The organism is Tepidibacter aestuarii (assembly GCF_934924865.1).
GTDB lineage: Bacteria > Bacillota > Clostridia > Peptostreptococcales > Peptostreptococcaceae > Tepidibacter_A > Tepidibacter_A aestuarii.
Map to the genome: position 1 here is coordinate 1,342,437 of NZ_OW235315.1, position 15,997 is coordinate 1,358,433.

Below are 15,997 nucleotides of genomic sequence, written 5' to 3' on the forward strand. Positions count from 1 at the left end.
ATTGATATGACACAAAATAAATTTTTACCTATTAATAAACAAGATATGATAGATAGAGGATGGGAACAATTAGATTTTATAATAGTAACAGGTGATGCGTATGTTGATCACCATAGTTTTGGTACGGCTATAATATCTAGAGTTTTAGAAGATGCAGGGTATAAGGTTGGAATAATAGCTCAGCCTGATTGGAAGAGTACTAGTGATTTTGAAAAACTTGGAAGACCACGTCTGGGATTTTTAGTTAACGCAGGAAACATGGACTCTATGGTAAACCACTATACAGTTAGTAAGAGAGTGAGAGAAAAAGATTTTTATTCTCCCGGTGGAAAGATGGGTCTTAGACCTGATAGAGCAACTATCGTCTATTGTAATAAAATAAGAGAAGTATATAAGGACATACCTATAATTATAGGTGGGGTTGAGGCAAGTCTTAGAAGATTTGCTCATTATGATTATTGGGAAAATAAAGTTAGAAAATCAATGCTCGTGGATAGTGGAGCAGATATGCTTATATACGGTATGGGAGAGAGACCAGTTGTTGAACTTGCAAACAGCTTAAATGATGGATTTGACATAAAGTATATAAGACATATAGATGGAACTTGCTACATGGTAGATGATAAGGAAGAACTGTATGAAGATTATATAGAGGTACCATCTTTTAAAGATGTATTTAAAGATAAAATAGAATATGCAAAAGCATTTAAGCTTCAATATCAAGCTCAGGACCCTGTAATAGGAAGTATGCTAGTACAAAAACATGCTAATAAGTATCTTGTTCAAAATAAACCTCAAATGCCGTTATCAAGAGAAGAACTTGATAAGGTATACAATTTACCTTATCAGAAAAATTACCACCCAATATATGAAAAGCAAGGTGGAATCGCTGCGATTGAAGAGGTTAAATTTAGTATAGTAAGTTCTAGAGGTTGTTTTGGAAGTTGTTCTTTTTGTGCTATAACATTCCATCAAGGAAGAATAGTTCAAAGTAGAAGTGAAGAATCTATAATAAAAGAAGCTAAAGAAATAACTAAGTATCCAGACTTTAAAGGATATATTCACGATGTTGGTGGACCTACTGCAAACTTTAGAAAGCCTGCGTGTGAAAAACAGTTAAAATCAGGGGCTTGTAAGAATAAACAGTGCTTATCTCCAAATCCATGTAAGCAAATGAATGTTGATCATAGTGAATATTTAGGTGTTCTTAGAAAACTTAGAAAATTACCTAATATCAAAAAAGTATTTGTAAGATCAGGCCTTAGATATGATTATATAATGGCTGATAAAAGTGATAAATTCTTTAGGGAACTTGTAGAACATCATGTTAGTGGACAGTTAAAAGTAGCTCCTGAACATATATCTCCTAAGGTTCTTAAGTATATGGGAAAACCAGCAGGAAAAACTTATGATAAATTTAGGGAAAAATTCTATAAGATAAATGATCAGTTAGGAAAGAAACAATTTATAATCCCTTATTTAATGTCAAGTCATCCAGGAAGTACACTGGATACTGCAATTGAGCTTGCAGAGTATTTAAGAGACATTAGATACCAACCAGAGCAGGTTCAAGATTTTTATCCAACACCTGGAACATTATCTACTACAATGTTTTATACAGGCCTTGACCCATTAACTATGAAAGATGTATATATACCAAAGACTAAGAGTGAAAAAGCTATGCAAAGAGCTTTGCTTCAATATAGAAATCCTAGAAACTACGATTTAGTTTATGAAGCTCTAATGAAATCTGGAAGAGAAGATCTTATAGGATTTGGGCCTAAGTGTTTGATAAAGCCTAGAGGTGCTAGAGGAAAAGAAGATTATAGTAAATTTAATAAGAAATCTAGTGGTAAAACTAACAATAAAAACAACAAAAGATCAAATGATAAATCAAAAGGTAAATTTAATGATAGATCCAAAGGCAAGTTTAATGATAAATCAGATGATAGATCGAGTAAAAATAGTAGTGGTAAATTTGATAATAAAAATAATAGAAAAAATAAATCTAAAGGAAGAAAAAGAAAAGGATAGCTCTAAGTTATCCTTTCTTTCTATACAACTACACAAATACTGTAGTTGACACACTACATGATATCAAATTATAATTACATAGTGAAATTACATACAATTAAAAAGGAGTATTATATGAAAAATCAAAAGAAGACAACAAAAACAGTAGTATTTGTAATGCTGATAATGATACTTAGTAGACTACTTGGATTTGTACGTGAAGTTATAATGACCAATAAATTTGGTAGAGGGTTAGAAACTGATGCGTTCTTTGCGGCTTTTACTATTCCTGATATGATGTATTATCTTTTAATAGGGGGAGCTTTAAGTTCAGCATTTATACCTGTATTTACGAGTTACTTGTCAAAGGGAGATGAAGAGGAAGCGTGGAAGGTTGCTTCTACTTTCATAAATATAACTGTCCTGCTTTTAATGGTGTTATCTATTTTGGGGATGACATTTGCTGAATATTTAGTTCCGCTTGTAGCTTATAATTTCAAAGGAGAACAGCTAGATCTTACTATACAACTTACAAGATTCATGTTTCCGGCTGTAACCTTTACTGCTCTTGCTGGTCTTGAAACGGGAGTTTTAAACTCTTATAAGATATTCAATGCTCCTTCAATAGGACCTATACTGTATAATTTGGGTATTATATTTGGAACTATATTCTTATCATCTACATTTGGAATAAAAGGTATGGCTATAGGAGTTGTTATAGGTGCTGTATCAAATGCCTTATATCAATTTATATTTGTATCTAAAAGAGCTAAATACTATAGATTCACATTTGATTTAAAGCATCCTGGTGTTAAGAAAATATTTAAGCTAATAGTTCCTGCTATGATAGGTTTATCTGTTACTCAAATAAACCTTGTAGTAAACCAAAATATAGCATCTGCTTTTGATGAAGGAAGTATAACGGCATTAAGACTTGCTAATAGAATAATGCAGCTTCCTTTAGGAATTTTTTCTGTTAGCATAGCAACAGTGATATTCCCAACTATAACTGCTCAAATAGCAAAGGGAGAAATAGAAGACTTTAGAGAAACTTTTGCCATGGGTATGAGAAATATATTCTTCGTTACTATACCATCAGCTATAGGACTTATGACTTTAGGAGTACCTTTGATAAGATTATTATTTGTAAGAGGGGCTTTTAAGGAAGAAGATGCAATGGTAACTGCTACAATACTTGTTTTTTATACACTGGGACTTGCATTTCAAGGCGGGGTTCAGCTTTTAACAAGAGGGTTTTATGCAAATCATGATACTAAAACCCCAGTCAAAATAAGTTTTATGGCTATGTTTGGAAATATAGTATTAAGTTTGGTTTTGGCTTATTGGACGCCTTTAAAGGTAAATGGACTGGCGCTTGCATATTCTATAACAAGCTTTATAAATATGAGTATGTTATTTAAATCCTTAGGCAAAAAAATGGATGGAATAAACTCAAAAGAAATAGCTACTTCATTCTTCAAATCTACAATTGCATCTATTGTTATGGGGGTTGTTATAGTTATATTAAATGTAATATTCAATAAATACTTTGATGTTAATAATAAGACGATGCAGATAATTCAAGTAACACTTGATACGTTAATTGGAGCGGGAGTGTTCTTTGCAGTTGCTAATATTTTAAATATGCAAGAAGTAAATGATATAAAAGAAATAATCAAAAGAAAGAGATCTAGAAGGTAAAACTTCTAGATCTCTTTCTTTTAATTATCATAAATTACGTATTCGTACATGATAACTTGTAAACAAATTGTTTGCGCTTTATATGATAGCTTTTGTCAGGACCATAAAAATTGTCCCACATTTGAGATAACTCTTCTTTACGATAAGTTTCTAAAGGTTTTATTTTTTCGCCTTCTTTTCTTTTGTACTGCTTATCTTTTAAAAATTTTTTATAAAGAGGACTTATAGCTAAGCTTTCAGCTGTTTTCACTATTTTATTTTTAAAAAGTATACTGTCAAACATATCATCTATTAAACCTATTTTTTTTGCTGTTTTTGTACTCATAGGAAGGCAGTTATTTGTTATTTCAATAGATTTTTGCTCTCCTATACGTTTAGGAAGAAGATATGTCCAATATTCAGAACCATATAAACCCATTTTCTTATAATGAGGATTTAGAACTATTCCGTTTCTTGCAAACACTTTGTCAGCAGCTAATGCTAAAATAACACCTCCAGCTGCAGCATTACCTTGCATTGCTGAAATAACAATATGGGTATCTGTTAAAATAATTTCTTTGATAAGATTATTAATAGCATTAATATTTTTCCAGGATTCATCAGATGGGTTATCAGCGGCTTCAATCACATTAAGATGAATTCCATTTGACCAAAAGTCAGAACCTCCCATTAACACTATAACTTTTGTATTACGTTTTCTTGCTTTTAAAAATGCCTCTTTTAATCGAAGACACTGTTTCGTACTCATCGCTCCATTATAAAATTCAAAATGGAGATATCCAACCTTATTTTTTTCTTCATACCATATTTCTTTGAAAGTGTCATCTTTAACACTATTATCGACTGGTAATTCTGGGATATTTCTTATTTTATCACCAAGAACTTGTGTAGCAGGAAGTTTGAAGTATATACTATTTCCTTGATCTTTTCTTTTAAGGTGTGTAATCCAAACGGCTCCATCTCCAGTAGCACGACATATTGCACCATTTCTTTTTGCTATGATTTCACCAGGGGTTCCTTTTAAATTATTCTCTTCATGAACACCATAAAGATAAAAATTTTCTCCATAAATAGTATCTAATAGCCCAGGTTGGCTGTCTGCAGAACGAATTTTTTTGGAAATCATTGCAGTTGATTCCAACCAATCAATAGAACGATATTTTTGCTTCATAGGTTTATGCTCTCTACCTTTAATATCATTTTGATTGTAATTCAGCTTTTCGGGAACAAATTCACCACTTTCGTATTTTGAGATAGTTTCTAACAGACATTTAATAGCAGCTTCAGTTACTTCGTGTCGATACAAGTAGCTTTTGCTTACAGAATTCATTGTAAAGTTATGAGATGCCCAAATATCTCCACCATCAAGTTTATCATTTGCTTGAAGGAGTGTAACACCCCATTCTGTTTCTTCGTTAAGAATTGCCCAATCAAGAGAAGAAGGGCCTCGGTCTCCTTTGATACCTGGATGAATAATAATACATGTATAATGACTCCAAATGGTTTGAGGAATATATTTTTTTAAAAATGGCGCAACAATCAGGTCAGGTTTGTAATGATTTGCTGCATTTATCATTGAATGTTCATCACTAGCAATTTGAACATAAACTTTATGACCAAGATCTGTTAATTCAATAAAAGCTCTTTGACTTAAACTATTATGAGCTGTTGAAAAAAATAAAATTTGCATATATCTATATCTCCTTTTATAAAAAAATTGTAAAGTATTGCTGTTAACTATTATAATACATAATAATTATTATTATCAATTGGGAAATCTGGGATATTTAGATTCTAAAAAATCTCTCTTTAATCCAAAATAAAGGGAATTAAAATATCATGAATGTATTAAATTTTTTGATAAAAATAGGGATTATACCTTAACATAATGCGAAATTTAGTGAAATTTTCCTAAAAAAATTTATAAAATTGAATGTTGACAAAATTACTTGGGTATAATATACTGAAGTCAGAATTCATAGTTAAACACTAGGAATTAAAAGAGGTGATATATTGAAACTATCAACTAAAGGAAGATATGGCTTAAAAGCTATGTTTGAACTAGCTTTAAATCAAGACGATGGACCAGTTCCACTTAAACATATAGCACAAAATCAAAATTTATCAGAACAGTACTTAGAACAGATATTTGCAAAGCTTAGAAAGGCTGGACTTATAAAAAGTATAAGAGGAGCGCAGGGAGGTTATTTATTAGCTAGAGAAGCTGATGATATAACTGTAGGAAATATAATAAGAATATTAGATGGTCCTATAGCTCCATCGGATTGTGTTCTTGAGAAAGAGACAGAATGCAAAAGATCGGGGCATTGTGTAACTCAAGTTGTATGGGAAAAGATTAAAGAAAGTGTAGACAGTGTTATAGACTCAATTACATTACAAAATATGATAGATGACCATAAAAAACAAAAATAAAGATGAAATGAAGTAGGAGGATGCCAAAATGGAAAAAAGAAGAGTTTATATGGATTATGCAGCTACAACACCTATGAAGAAAGAAGTTCTTGATGCTATGCTGCCGTACTATAATGATTTATTTGGAAATGCATCTAGTGTACATGCTTTCGGAAGAGAAGTTAAGGGATGTCTAGATGAAGCTAGAGATCAAGTAGCTAAGCTTATAAATGCACAATCTTCAGAAATATACTTTACTGGTGGTGGATCAGAATCAGACAACTGGGCTATTAAAGGGGTTGCATTTGCTAATAAAGAAAAAGGAAATCATATTATAACTACTAAGATAGAGCATCATGCTGTACTTCATACTTGTGAATACTTAGAAAAACATCATGGATTTGAAATAACTTATCTTAATGTTGATTCTGAAGGAAGAATAGATTTAGAGGAACTTAAAAATAGTATCACAGACAAAACTATACTTATATCAATTATGTTTGCTAATAATGAAATAGGAACAATACAACCTATAAAAGAAATAGGACAAATAGCTAAAGAAAGAGGCGTATTATTCCATACTGATGGAGTTCAAGCTCTAGGAAACGTACACATAGATGTTAAAGATTTAAATGTAGATTTAATGGCTATGTCAGCTCATAAAATATATGGACCAAAAGGAGTAGGAGCTTTATATATAAGAAAAGGCGTAAAACTACATTCAATAGTTCATGGTGGAGCACAAGAAAAAAGAAGAAGAGCTGGAACTGAAAATATGGCTGGGATAGTAGGTTTTGGTAAAGCGGCTGAGCTTGCAAGAATTAATTTAGATGAGAATATAAAGAGATTAACTGAGCTTAAAGAAATGCTTATAAATGGTGTTTTAGAAAAAATACCTTATACAAGAGTTAATGGAAGTTTAGAACATAGATTACCTGGAAATACAAGCTTCTGTTTTGAATTTATAGAAGGTGAATCACTTTTATTAAGTCTTGATATGATGGGAATAGCAGGATCTAGTGGATCAGCTTGTACATCAGGATCATTAGACCCATCTCATGTGTTAATGGCTATAGGACTTACACATGAAATAGCACATGGATCTTTAAGATTATCATTAGGATACAAAAATACAGAGGAAGATGTAGACTACGTTTTAGAAACTCTTCCAAAAATAGTAGATAGATTAAGACAGATGTCACCATTATATGAAAAGGTAGCTAAAGGAGGAAACTAATAATGTATTCAGAAAAAGTAATGGACCATTTTATGAACCCTAGAAATGTTGGGGAGATAGAAAATGCAGATGGTGTAGGAGAAGTTGGAAATGCTAAGTGTGGAGATATAATGAAAATTTACTTAAAAGTAGAGGACAATATCATAAAGGATGTTAAGTTTAAAACATTTGGATGTGGTTCTGCAATAGCAACTTCAAGTATGGCAACAGAAATGGTAATAGGAAAGAGTCTTCAAGAGGCTTTAACTCTTACAAATAAAGCAGTTGCTGAAGCTTTAGACGGACTTCCACCGGTTAAAATGCACTGTTCAGTTTTAGCAGAGCAAGCTATAAAGTCAGCTATAATAGATTATGCTAACAAGAACAATGTTCATATAGATGGACTTGACGATATAGAAATAGATGATGACCATGATCATCACCATGATATAGAAGAAGAGGAATAAAAAAATTGCCCGGGAAAATTCTCGGGTTTAATTTTTTTTAAAATATTATATTAAAATAGCATATAATATACTTGTATAATTTTTAATCTTTAGATAATATTGATTGAAGAAGTAAATTATAATTCATTTTTAAGCAACGGAGTCTGTGAAGACTCGTTGGCGACATGAGACATGCGTTAGCATGAAGCGAATTTTAAAATCGAAAATACGAATAATTTAGTCTCAAAGATTAATCATAAGAATAGATAGAGGTGGTTGTTTTGAAAAAAAGAGTAATGATAGGTATGAGCGGAGGAGTAGATAGTTCTGTTGCAGCATATTTACTAAAGGAGCAAGGTTACGATGTAATCGGAGTAACTATGAAGCTTTGGCAAGACGAAGATGAGGAAATAATGGAAAGAGAAGGAGGATGCTGTTCTCTATCAGCTGTTGAAGATGCTAGAAGAGTTGCGAATAAAATAGGTATTCCTTTTTATGTTATGAACTTTAAACAAGTTTTTAAGGAAAAGGTAATAGATTATTTCATAGATGAGTATACAAAAGGAAGAACTCCTAATCCTTGTATAGCATGTAATAAGTATATCAAATCTGGAGAATTTTTTGAAAAAGCTAAACAGTTAGACTGCGATTATATAGCTACGGGTCATTATGCTAAGATAGAATATGATGAATCAACAAATAGATATTTACTAAAAAAGTCTATAACTGATGCAAAAGATCAAACTTATGCTTTATATAATATGACTCAACATGAGCTTAAGCATACTTTATTTCCACTTGGATATTATACAAAAGATAAAATAAGAGAGATAGCAGCTGAAGTAGGGCTTATAGTTGCAAACAAGCCTGATAGCCAAGAAATATGTTTCGTAAAAGACAATGATTATGCAGGATATGTAAAAAGTCATACGAATAAAAAAATAAAAGAAGGATACTTTATAGACAAAGAAGGAAATATATTAGGAAAACACAAAGGAATAATACACTACACTATAGGTCAAAGAAAAGGACTTGGAATAGCTCTTGGAAAGCCTATGTTTGTAGTAGATATATTACCAAAGAAGAATGCAGTAGTTTTAGGAGATCATGATGATGTATTTAGTAAAGGATTAATAGCTACTGATGTAAACTTCATACCGTTTGATGATATAGATGAACCTATTAAAGTTCAAGCTAAAGTTAGATATTCTGGCAAACCAGAAAATGCTACAGTTTATAAAGAAGGAAAAGATAAAATAAAAATAGTATTTGATGAAAATCAAAGAGCAATAACTGCTGGGCAATCTGTAGTTATGTATAATGGAGACATTGTAATAGGTGGAGGCATAATAGAAAAAAGAATATAAACATGAAAAATTTACTCAGTATATATTTTTCTCCTTTGTAAAAAATAATTTTAGAAAGGGGTGAATGACATTGAGAAATAATAATAACAACATTATGACGAATCCTATGGTTATAGGTGGAGTTATAGGAGCAGCAGCTTCTATGTATGCGGTATCTAGAATGAATATGGGACAAAGAAGAAGAATGTATAGAACAGGAAGAAATGTAGCTAAGGTTGCAAACCAAGTAATGAATAGAATGGATAGAAATTTCTTTTAATTATTGACATAATTTGATTTTGAATATAAAATCTAGTTATGTAAAATTTTATATTTAAATACTGTGAAGAGAATTAGTAGATTGATTGATTCTTATAGAGAGGAAATCCTAGGCTGGAAGATTTCTAGATAGGTCTATCGAAGCTGTCTCGGAGTAGCGTTTTTGAAACAAGTAAGTAGAAAGCGTCGGATGTGACTCCGTTAAAACTAAGGCTTTATCCTGAGACTGCATTGCAGTTGAAGTAGGGTGGTACCGCGAGATCAATCCTCGCCCCTATGTTTCTTTCATAGAGGCGAGGATTTTATTTTTTTTGAACAGTTACTTATTATGAAACTGATTTTTGTACATAATCATGAATATAAAATTAGGAGGAATAAAAATGAAAAAATTAGGGTTAAATGAAATAAGAAGTAGATTTTTAGAGTTTTTTGAAGCAAAAGACCATTTAGCAAAGGGAAGTTTTCCGCTAGTTCCACAGAGTGATAAGAGTTTACTTCTTATAAATGCAGGAATGGCTCCTCTTAAGCCGTATTTTATGGGAAAAGAAGTACCACCTAATAAAAGAATGGCTACTTGTCAAAAGTGTATAAGAACTGGAGATATAGAAAATGTAGGTAAGACAGCAAGACATGGTACTTTCTTTGAAATGTTAGGTAACTTTTCATTTGGAGATTATTTTAAAAGAGAATCTATAAAATGGGGATGGGAGTTTATAACAGAACATTTAGAAATACCTCAAGATAAGGTGTGGGTTTCTGTATATGAAAATGATGATGATGCTTACGATATATGGAGTAAGGAAATGGGATTTCCAGAAGAAAGAATGGTTAGACTTGGAAAGGACGATAACTTTTGGGAAATAGGAACTGGACCTTGTGGACCATGTTCAGAACTGTACTATGATAGAGGTGAAAAATATGGATGTGACAATCCTGATTGTAAACCAGGATGTGACTGTGATAGATATATAGAATTTTGGAACCATGTATTTACACAATTTGATAAGGATGAACAAGGAAATTATAACGAACTTGCAAGTAAAAATATAGATACAGGTATGGGACTTGAAAGAATGGCTTGTATAATGCAGGATGTAGATAATATATTTGAAGTTGATACTATAAAATATATACTAGATTCAATAGTTAAATTATCAAATGTTGAGTATGGAAAAGACAATAAAACAGATACATCTATAAGAATAATAACTGATCATATAAGAGCTACATCTTTCTTAATTGCAGATGGAGTATTACCTTCTAATGAAGGAAGAGGATATGTGCTTAGAAGACTTTTAAGAAGAGCTGCAAGACATGGTAAATTACTTGGTATAAAGGGAGCGTTTTTACATGAATTAATGGATAAGGTTGTAGATGTAAGTGGAGAAGCGTATCCAGAACTTGTTGAGAAAAAAGACTACGTTAAAAAGGTTCTTAAAATAGAAGAAGAAAGATTTGAAGAGACTATAGATCAAGGTATAGAAATATTAAAATCTTATGTAGATGAATTAAAAGACAACAATAAAAAAGTTTTATCTGGAGAAAATGCATTCAAATTATATGATACTTATGGATTCCCTATAGATCTAACTAAGGAAATACTTGAAGAGGAAAATCTTGAGGTTGATGAAAATTCTTTTGAAAAAGAAATGCAAAAGCAAAGAGAAAGAGCTAGAAATGCAAGACAAAATGGAGAATCAGAAGGATGGAAAGAAGATATATTCTCAAAGCTTGATAAGGATATAGTTAGTGAGTTTGTAGGTTATACATCTTTAGAGGATGAGTGTATAGTTGAGGCTATGGTAAAAGGAAATGAAATAGTAACTGAGGCTCATAATGGTGAGCGTGTAACTGTAATACTTGATAAAACTCCTTTTTATGCAGAAAGTGGAGGACAAGCAGGAGATAAAGGTATATTATCAAACGACAACTTTGAGTGTGATGTATTAGATACTAAAAAAGGTATAAATAATAGAATACATCATGAAGTTACAATAAAAGCAGGAAGCGTAAAGGTTAATGATAAGGTATGTGCTTTAGTAGAAAAGAATATAAGAATGAATAGTGCTAGAAACCACTCTGCAACTCATATTCTTCATAAGGCATTAAAAGAAGTTTTAGGAGATCATATACAACAAGCTGGATCACTTGTAACTGCTGAGAGACTTAGATTTGACTTTACTCACTTTGAAGGTATTTCAAGTGAAGAACTTTCAAAAATAGAATTAATAGTAAACAGTCAAATTATGAATTCATTAGATATTAGTGCAACTGAAATGTCTATAGATGATGCTAAAAAAATGGGAGCTACAGCTTTATTCGGAGAAAAATATGGAGACGTTGTAAGAGTTGTTTCTATGGGAGGATACTCTGTTGAGCTTTGTGGAGGAACACACTTAAATAATACTTCTCAAATAGGAATGTTTAAAATACTTTCAGAATCAGGGGTAGCATCAGGAGTTAGAAGAATTGAAGCTATAACTGGAATTAGTGTTTATGAGTATTTAAACAAAAAGGAAGATGTTATAAGCGAAGTATGCGCTACTTTAAAGGTCAAAGAAGATAATGTTATAAATAAAGCTAAGTCGATTATAGAAGAACTTAAGGATTCTAATAAGGAATTAGAAAGTATAAAGAATAAATTAGCTATGGCTTCAGTTGATGATGCTGTAATTAAAAAAGAGATCAAGGGTGTGAATTTAATAACAGCGAAATTTGAAAACATGGATATGAATGCTCTAAGAAATATGGGAGATAATTTAAAAGATAGATTCAAATCAGGCGTTGTAGTAATAGCAAATAAATCTGGTGATAAGGTTAATTTTATAGTTACTGCTACTAAAGATGTAGTTGAAAAAGGAGTACATTCTGGTAATATAATAAGAGAAGTTGCTAAGGTTGCTGGTGGAAACGGAGGAGGAAGACCTGACATGGCGCAAGCTGGAGGTAAGGATTCTTCTAAGCTACCAGAAGCTTTATTAAAAGCAAAAGAAGTATTAGAAAATCAAATTAAGGAATAATTGTAAAATTCCTTAGATTCAAAATTATATAATTTTATATTTGTTATAAAACAGGAGCAAGCTAATGCTCCTGTTTTATGTTATAATAGTTTATTATGAAGAAATTAAGTCAACAAAAATATACAAAAGAGGTGTTAATTATGGAAAATATGGATTATACTATGAAGTTCGAAGCACCAAAAGAAGAGAATTTAAGCGTCGACGAAATAATAGAGAGTGTTTATGCAGCTTTAGTTGAAAAAGGATATAACCCTATAAATCAATTAATAGGTTATTTCTTGTCTGGAGACCCTACATATATAACTAGTCATAACAATGCCAGAAGCTTAATAAAAAAATATGAAAGAGATGAGATATTAGAAGAAATTCTAAAAAAATATTTAGAAGGAAAGTAGGTAGACGAATTTGAAAAAGAAGTTTTTAGTATTATTCTTACTAATAGTCGTACTAATTAATTCTGTTCCAGATATGAGTTTTGCAAATGAAAAAGGAAAAGTTATATTAGTAAATATAAATAGAACTAGTATAAATGATTTGAAAAATATAGAATATCTAAAAAATCAGATGGATAAAAAAGGATATGTAGGACTTATGAATATCAGAGGTTCAAAGGGGACCTCTGATATAAGGTCTTATGCAGCCATAGGTGCTGGAACTAGAACTTATATAAATCCTTCAGACATAGATTTTGAAACTTCAAATGAAAATAACAAAGAAGTATATCTAAGAAGAACTGGAATAAATCCTGGATATATAAATAATTTAGATATTAATAAAACTAATGCATCTAATGAAAAAGGAGAATATGGGGCTTTTTTAGGTGCTATTGGATATGAATTTAATAATAACAATCTTGATCTAGCTATTTTGGGGAATTCAGATACAGACGAAGCAAAACATAGAGAAATAGCTCTTATAGGAATGGACCAAAATGGACAAGTACAAAATGGAAATATAGATAATATTAATATTAAAGATCAAACTATGCCATTTGGAATAAGAACAGATTATGATAAATTAAAAAAAGAAACACAAAAATACTATGATGAAAGTGATCTACTTATAGTAGAACTTGGAGATACGTATAGATTAGATTTATATAAAGAAAATTTAAATGAAGCTTCTTATGAAAAAATGAAAACAGAAATATACTTTAATATAAGTGATTATTTAAAAGAAGTATTCGAAATGGCGAATGAAAACGATAGAATATATATTACTAGTGCTTATCCTGAAAAGCAGGACTATATAGATGGATATAGACTATCGCCTATAGTTATATTTGAGAAAGATGAAAAAGGACTATTAACATCAGGAACAACTAGAAGAAAAGGTGTTTTATCAAATTTAGATATAGCAGCAGATATATTTGAATATTTTGGAATAAAGTCAGATGTCATAGTAGGAAAAACTATACAGAAAATTCCATACGACAACAATATGGAGTTTTTATCAAAGGATTACGATAAAATAGTGTCTAATATGAAAATAAGAATACCTGTACTTTATACTTATGCTGCATTTGAGATGATAATGTGGATGATAATGCTCGCTGCAATATTCTTTAGACATAAGACACCTAAAAATACATTTAAAGTACTTTGTGCTATATTAAAATTTACAATATCTATACCGTTTGTATTATTAATAGCACCATTATTTAATTATTCAACAGAGGCGTCCATAATAATATGTATAGTAGGATTATTAATAATTGTTTATTCATTAGTTTACAAATTTGTAAAAGATGACTTGAATAAATTGATACTTCTTAGTGCATTGGTTGCAGTGGGAGTATTGATAGATGCTGCTACAGGCCAAAATATGATAAAAAGCTCATTACTTGGGTACGATCCTATAATTGGAGCTAGATACTACGGTGTAGGAAATGAATATATGGGAGTTTTAATAGGCTCATTAATATTCTTTGTTGTAGGTCTTTTAGAAAAGAATATAATAAATAAAAAGATAGCATCTGTGATACTTATAGTGTCAATAGCAATACTTGGACATCCTAAGATGGGAGCTAATGTAGGTGGGACTATAACATCAGTATTTTCATTCTTATATTTAATAATGAGACTTTATGATATAAAAATAGATCTGAAGAAGATAATTCTTATAGGAGTTGCTGTGGTTGGTGTAGTATCTACTATGGCTATAATAGATATCTACTTTATAGGAAGTCAATCTCATTTAGCAGGAGCTATAAAGAAGATAACGTCTGGAGGACCTTTGGTAATACTTCAGATAATAACTAGAAAAATTGAGATGAATATGACCTTGATAGGAGTATCTATATGGAGTAAGGTTTTAATACTAGGACTTTTAATAGTAGTTGTACTATTTCAAAAGCCTGTTGGAATACTTAAAAAAGTATGTGATAAATATCAATACCTTACTAAAGGATGGACTAGTATTATAGTTGCAAGTATAGTAGGATTTTTAGTTAATGATTCAGGTGTAGTGGCAGCTGCAACTAGTATAGCTTATGTTATAATACCTGTTCTTGTATTGCTCGCAAAAGAACTTGATAGATCAAAATAATTTTAAGTCCCTGTTAATCAGGGACTTATTTTGAGAAATTAAGTAGATGTAGAGGATGTGAAAAATATGGATTACAATATATTAGGGAAAACTGGATTTGAAGTTTCTAAAATGTGTTTTGGAGCCTTAACAATAGGACCGCTTCAACGAAACTTTAGTGCACACGATGGAGCAAAAGTTATAATTGAGGCCTTTGAAAGAGGTGTTAATTTTATAGATACAGCAGAACTGTATGGTACATATAAGCATGTAAATGAGGCATTTAAAAGTTATAAAAGAGATAAGATAATACTTATAACAAAATCGTATTCTTATTCAAAAGAGACAGCTGAGCAAAGCCTTAAAAAAGCAATAAAAGAGATGAATACTGATTACATAGATGGATTCTTGCTTCATGAACAAGAAAGTGAACATACATTAAGAGGTCACTGGGAGGCTATGGAATATTTCATCAAAATGAAGGAAAAAGGATACATAAGATCAGTGGGAATATCTACCCATACAGTGTCTGCAGTAAAAGCTGCTTCTAAAATTAATGAAATAGATATTATTCATCCAATAGTAAATAAGGCAGGAATCGGAATACACGATGGAAGTATAGAAGATATGCTAGCAGCTATAAAAGAAGCGAAAAAAAATAATGTAGGAATATACGCTATGAAACCTCTTGGTGGAGGAAACTTGATACACTCATATGATGAAGCATTGGATTTTTCGCTTAATTTAGATATATTAGATTCAATAGCTATAGGGATGCAGTCAAAGGAAGAGGTAATAGCTAATATTTGCAAATTTGAAGGAAAAGATATACCTCAAGATATAAAAGAAAAGCTAAACAATAAAAAAAGAGAGCTTAAAATAGCTAATTGGTGTGAAAGATGTGGTGCTTGTGTATCAAAGTGTCAACACAGGGCATTATCTATAATAGATGACAAGGTAGTTATAGATAAAAATAAATGTGTACTATGCGGATATTGTTCAAAATACTGTAAAGATTTTTGTATAAAGATAATTTAG

At 31.0% G+C, this 15,997-nt stretch carries 12 protein-coding genes and 1 other annotated feature; of the genes, 11 read left to right on the plus strand and 1 reads right to left on the minus strand.

All coding sequences use genetic code 11. The features are described 5' to 3' along the window. The first annotated feature begins 6 nt into the window (after positions 1 to 6). On the plus strand, positions 7 to 2,034 hold the full coding sequence (locus M2214_RS06485) for a YgiQ family radical SAM protein (RefSeq protein ID WP_248483960.1): 2,028 nt from the start codon (positions 7 to 9) through the stop codon (positions 2,032 to 2,034). 114 nt (positions 2,035 to 2,148) lie between these two features. After that, on the plus strand, positions 2,149 to 3,714 hold the full coding sequence (gene murJ, locus M2214_RS06490; protein ID WP_248483961.1) for a murein biosynthesis integral membrane protein MurJ: 1,566 nt from the start codon (positions 2,149 to 2,151) through the stop codon (positions 3,712 to 3,714). A 34-nt stretch (positions 3,715 to 3,748) separates the two neighbouring features. Here the strand turns inward: murJ and M2214_RS06495 are convergent, their stop codons facing one another. Further along, complete coding sequence (locus tag M2214_RS06495) at positions 3,749 to 5,404, minus strand: hydrogenase maturation protein (RefSeq protein WP_248483963.1); 1,656 nt, start codon at positions 5,402 to 5,404, stop codon at positions 3,749 to 3,751. Positions 5,405 to 5,727: 323 nt separating this feature from the next. Between M2214_RS06495 and M2214_RS06500 the strand changes: the two genes are divergently transcribed. The 9 genes from M2214_RS06500 to M2214_RS06540 all read left to right on the plus strand — a co-directional run bounded on the left by M2214_RS06500 (position 5,728) and on the right by M2214_RS06540 (position 15,997). Further along, positions 5,728 to 6,147 carry an RrF2 family transcriptional regulator gene (locus M2214_RS06500; protein ID WP_248483965.1) on the plus strand — a complete coding sequence of 140 codons (420 nt, stop codon included), beginning with the start codon at positions 5,728 to 5,730 and terminating at the stop codon, positions 6,145 to 6,147. Positions 6,148 to 6,175: 28 nt separating this feature from the next. Continuing rightward, the gene (gene nifS, locus M2214_RS06505) at positions 6,176 to 7,363 is read left to right on the plus strand and encodes a cysteine desulfurase NifS (protein WP_248483967.1); all 1,188 of its coding nucleotides are present in this window, start codon (positions 6,176 to 6,178) and stop codon (positions 7,361 to 7,363) included. Beyond that, on the plus strand, positions 7,363 to 7,809 hold the full coding sequence (gene nifU / locus M2214_RS06510; protein WP_256466722.1) for a Fe-S cluster assembly scaffold protein NifU: 447 nt from the start codon (positions 7,363 to 7,365) through the stop codon (positions 7,807 to 7,809). Before nifS ends, nifU begins: the two co-directional genes overlap by 1 nt. Positions 7,810 to 8,069: 260 nt before the next feature. Next, positions 8,070 to 9,155 carry a tRNA 2-thiouridine(34) synthase MnmA gene (gene mnmA, locus M2214_RS06515; protein ID WP_330651564.1) on the plus strand — a complete coding sequence of 362 codons (1,086 nt, stop codon included), beginning with the start codon at positions 8,070 to 8,072 and terminating at the stop codon, positions 9,153 to 9,155. 70 nt (positions 9,156 to 9,225) lie between these two features. Beyond that, the gene (locus M2214_RS06520) at positions 9,226 to 9,414 is read left to right on the plus strand and encodes a hypothetical protein (protein ID WP_248483971.1); all 189 of its coding nucleotides are present in this window, start codon (positions 9,226 to 9,228) and stop codon (positions 9,412 to 9,414) included. Between the two features lie 54 nt (positions 9,415 to 9,468). Beyond that, positions 9,469 to 9,692, plus strand: a binding site (T-box leader). Positions 9,693 to 9,793: 101 nt separating this feature from the next. Continuing rightward, complete coding sequence (gene alaS, locus M2214_RS06525; protein WP_248483973.1) at positions 9,794 to 12,433, plus strand: alanine--tRNA ligase; 2,640 nt, start codon at positions 9,794 to 9,796, stop codon at positions 12,431 to 12,433. A 137-nt stretch (positions 12,434 to 12,570) separates the two neighbouring features. Next, a complete protein-coding gene (locus M2214_RS06530) occupies positions 12,571 to 12,828 on the plus strand; it encodes an IreB family regulatory phosphoprotein (protein WP_305879818.1) in 258 nt (85 codons plus the stop codon). Between the two features lie 10 nt (positions 12,829 to 12,838). Then, positions 12,839 to 14,980 carry a hypothetical protein gene (locus M2214_RS06535; RefSeq protein ID WP_248483975.1) on the plus strand — a complete coding sequence of 714 codons (2,142 nt, stop codon included), beginning with the start codon at positions 12,839 to 12,841 and terminating at the stop codon, positions 14,978 to 14,980. A 66-nt stretch (positions 14,981 to 15,046) separates the two neighbouring features. Further along, the gene (locus tag M2214_RS06540; protein WP_248483977.1) at positions 15,047 to 15,997 is read left to right on the plus strand and encodes an aldo/keto reductase; all 951 of its coding nucleotides are present in this window, start codon (positions 15,047 to 15,049) and stop codon (positions 15,995 to 15,997) included.